Origin of the sequence: Paenibacillus sp. 598K, from assembly GCF_003851045.1 — a bacterium.
Lineage (GTDB): Bacteria > Bacillota > Bacilli > Paenibacillales > Paenibacillaceae > Paenibacillus_D.
Map to the genome: position 1 here is coordinate 1 of NZ_BFBX01000172.1, position 3,713 is coordinate 3,713.

Genomic DNA, 3,713 nt, shown 5'->3' on the forward strand with positions numbered 1-3,713 from the left:
GGCCAGGAGCGAGGCGCTGCTGCTGGCGACGGCGCTGCACCGCCTGGTGCGCGCGCAATTCCCCGAATGGCCGCTCGCCGCAGAGGCCATCGCCTGGGACGCCGTCTATCGCTGCGACGAGCCGGAGCAGGCCGCCGACTGGCTGCAGCAGCGCATCGACGCCTTCCTGGAGGCCCATCGCCAGTGGCTCGCCAGGCACAATGACACGCCCGTCACGCAGGCGATCCGCTATATGCAGAGCCATTACGCGGAGGGCTGCGGTCTGGCCGAGGTAGCCGCCCATGTGCATCTCAACCCCAGCTACTTTAGCCATCTGTTCAAAAAAGAAACCGGCGACAGCGTCACCGGTTACTTGCAAGGGCTGCGGATGCAAAAAGCAAAGCTGCTGCTCGGCAGCACCGAGATGAAAATTTTTGAGGTCGCTCAAGCGGTCGGCTTCAACGACTCCAATTATTTCACGTCGATGTTCAACAAGCTCGAGGGGCAGTCGCCCAAGGAATACCGCAAGCAACGGCTGTCCAAATCGATCGACCGCCGCGTCCCCGGGGAATAGACTCAGAACGGCAGCTTGCTCGTCATCCGCCAGACCAGCCCCGCGCCGGCCATCGCCAGCGGCCCTCCCCACCATCCAATCAAGCTGAAGCCTGCGACGAGCCCCAACACCAGCACGCCCGGCAGCAACAGCCAGAACTTGGACGTCTCCAAGGCTTGCGCTGCCTGCTCGTCGGTCCAGCGGAAGTGACGGACGAACTCCTCGTCGAACCATTGCTTCCACTGCGCGCGCTGCCATGAGCCCGCCATCACCGGCAAGACGACGAGCAGCGCCAGGCCAAGCCACAGCGGCGTCAGCACGACAGCCGTAATCGAGAAGGAGAAAAAGCCGAGGTTAAGCCGCACATAGCCAAACTGGCGGAGCATGGACTTGATGTACAGCTCAGCGAGCATCGTCCCCGCATCCGAGCGGCGGAAGAGCCGCTGCGAGCGTCGCAGCACCAGCGGCTGCTTGAGACGGCCGATCCGCTTGGGCGGCGAGGCTTGCGAGAGCAGCAGCTCCGTGCTGGCCAGTCTGGCGGCTCGCTCGCTGGCGATGTCGGCGAACAGGCTGCTGCGGCTGGCCAGCTTGCGGCGGCATAGCCAGACCAGCACAACGGCAACCGCAGCGATGCCGAGCAGTCCGGCCCAGACCGGCTGGCTCATCCACTGCTGCATGCCATAGACGTAGAGCGGAATTAGCGCCAGCAACAGCAGTATATGCACTGTATAACGCCTCCAGCCCGTCCACCGCGCATCCGCCAGATTGACTGCGAGCGTACATAGCAGTCGGAGCGCCACTGTCCAGCCCGCGCAGATCAGCAGCGTCTCCCAGGAGAGACCGAGACCCTGCACCAGGTAAGGCAGTATCAGCAGATGCATCAGCAGCACCGTGATCGACTGGACGATGATCGTATAGATCATCCCCAGTCCGACGATCCGACGCAGCCAGTGTTGCTGCTGCGCGAGGAACAGGATATCCGCCTCCTCCTGGAACGTCCGCAGCCTCCCGAGGATGAGCGGGAGCAGCAGCACTAACGGATACCACCACCAGGACAGCTCCAGCAGCCAGGACGGCGGCGAGAGCCAGATATCCCGGTACGTCCCGCCGCCGATCACGATGGCGGGCACGAGCAGGTACAGCCACACCGTCCAGTCGAGCGCGCTGCGCCACACCTGGTATTGCTCGGTTGCATAGCGGCGCAGCCGTCTGACGAAGAGCTGTTGCGGGTTCATCATGTCAGATCTCTCTCCCCTCTATGTCAACGCATGGAAGCAATCGAACAGCAGCGCATCGCTCGCGCAGCCCGCCTGCACGCGGACGTCGGCCAGCGACCCGCGGGCGACGACCGCCCCCTTGTTGATCAGCACGAACCCCTGACAGACGCGCTCGGCCGTATCGAGGACATGCGTGCACATGAGGATGCCCGCTCCCCGCTGCCGCTCCGCCTCCAGCATATCCAGGAAGTCGCGGGTCGCGTGCGGATCGAGACCGACGAACGGCTCATCGACGATATAGACGTCCGGCTCCAGCAGGAAGCCAATGATCAGCATCACCTTCTGCTTCATCCCCTTGGAGAACTTCACCGGGTACTGATCCTTCACCTCGGACAGCCGGAACCGCGACAGCAGCCGCTCCGCCCGCTCAGTGAAATCCGCCTCGTCCATCTCATAAGCAGCGGCCGCCAGCCGCAGATGCTCCCACAAGGTCAAATATTCATACAGCACCGGCTGCTCCGGCACATAGCCGTATCGCCCCGCCACTCCCCCGAAGACGACCTGTCCCTGACCATACTTCAGCAGCCCCAGCAACGTTTTGATCGTGGTGCTCTTGCCTGCGCCGTTGGGCCCGATCAGTCCGATCATCTCTCCAGGCCGTACGTCGAAGGCGATATCCCGAATGACCGAGGCGGCTTGATCGTACCCCGCTTGCTGTATTGCCACCCGCAGCACGTAATCCGTTTGCGGCTCGATGCTCGTCTTCAGCATGTTCTTGTTCTCGTTGTCCATCTGCTCCACTCCTTATAACCAAGCTATACGCAACGGGGATTTCAATGGTTTCAGGAAAATTGCTTTTATTTGTTAATAGTGATATCATAAAGATATTACATTCATATCAAAAATGCAAACGAGGTGCCCCATGAACGAAATGAAAGCTTGGCATGTCAACGGATTTTTGGCCTCGCTACTGTCCCTGTTGTTCCTGATCGGAGGCGTCGCTGCCATCATCTTTGGCTTCCGCTCGTCGCCCGAGGAGGTGCCCCTGATCGTACTCGGCGTGCTGCTGCTGCTCGTCGCAGCGGTCAGCGTCACTTCGCTGACGATCGTCAAGCCCAATGAAGCGCAGGTCATCACCTTCTTCGGCCGCTATATCGGCACGGTGGTCAAGGACGGTCTGTGGATGGTCGTACCGTTCACGATGAAGCATACCGTCTCGCTGAAGGTGCGCAACTTCAACAGCCAGACGCTCAAGGTCAACGATGCCGACGGCAACCCGGTGGAGATTGGCGCTGTCGTCGTCTTCCGAGTCACCGATACCGCCAAGGCGACCTTCGACGTCGACAACTACGAGCGGTTTGTAGCCATCCAGAGCGAGACGGCAGTCCGGCATATCGCAGCGCAATACCCATATGACAGCTTCAATACGGTGCAGCTCGTCTCGCTGCGCGCCAATGCCGACGAGGTCGCCTCCGAGCTCATGCAGACGCTGCAGAGCCGGCTGCGGGTCGCCGGCGTCGAGGTGATCGAGACGCGGCTGACCCATCTGGCGTATGCGCCGGAGATCGCCAGCGCGATGCTGCAGCGACAGCAGGCGAGCGCCATCGTCGCTGCGCGGGCGCTGATCGTCGAGGGTGCGGTCGGCATGGTCGAGCTCGCGCTCAGGGAGCTGGAGCAGAAGGGCATCGAGCTCGACGGGGAACGGCGTGCAGCCATGGTCAACAATCTGATGGTCTCCATCGTATCCGACCGTGCCGCAACCCCTGTCTTGAATACGGGGACGCTCTACAGCGGATAGCAGGAGACGATGAGCAAGGGCAAGAAGTCATTTCCGCTCCGCCTCGATCCCGAGCTGCACCGGGCTCTCGAGCGGTGGGCGAGCGACGAGCTCCGGAGCGTGAACGCCCATATCGAGTTCCTGCTGCGCGACGCGCTGCGGCGGTCAGGTCGGCTCAAGGGCCTGC

At 62.0% G+C, this 3,713-nt stretch carries 5 protein-coding genes; 3 read left to right on the plus strand and 2 right to left on the minus strand.

Annotated elements, in window-relative coordinates:
* Positions 1-553: helix-turn-helix transcriptional regulator (locus PA598K_RS33275; protein ID WP_128661047.1), on the plus strand; the 553-nt coding region annotated here is incomplete at its 5' end.
* A 2-nt stretch (positions 554-555) separates the two neighbouring features.
* Here the strand turns inward: PA598K_RS33275 and PA598K_RS33280 are convergent.
* Both PA598K_RS33280 and PA598K_RS33285 read right to left on the minus strand, forming a co-directional pair.
* Positions 556-1,770: an ABC transporter permease gene (locus tag PA598K_RS33280; RefSeq protein WP_128661048.1), complete on the minus strand. Its 1,215-nt coding sequence runs from the start codon at positions 1,768-1,770 to the stop codon at positions 556-558.
* Between the two features lie 18 nt (positions 1,771-1,788).
* Positions 1,789-2,541, minus strand: a complete 753-nt coding sequence (locus tag PA598K_RS33285; protein ID WP_260405744.1) for an ABC transporter ATP-binding protein — start codon at positions 2,539-2,541, stop codon at positions 1,789-1,791.
* Positions 2,542-2,671: 130 nt separating this feature from the next.
* On the opposite strand from PA598K_RS33285, the gene PA598K_RS33290 reads away from it, so the two are divergent.
* Positions 2,672-3,547: an SPFH domain-containing protein gene (locus PA598K_RS33290; RefSeq protein ID WP_128661049.1), complete on the plus strand. Its 876-nt coding sequence runs from the start codon at positions 2,672-2,674 to the stop codon at positions 3,545-3,547.
* Between the two features lie 9 nt (positions 3,548-3,556).
* Positions 3,557-3,713, plus strand: a 157-nt coding sequence (locus PA598K_RS33295; RefSeq protein ID WP_128661058.1) for a toxin-antitoxin system HicB family antitoxin, incomplete at its 3' end; no start/stop codon positions are given.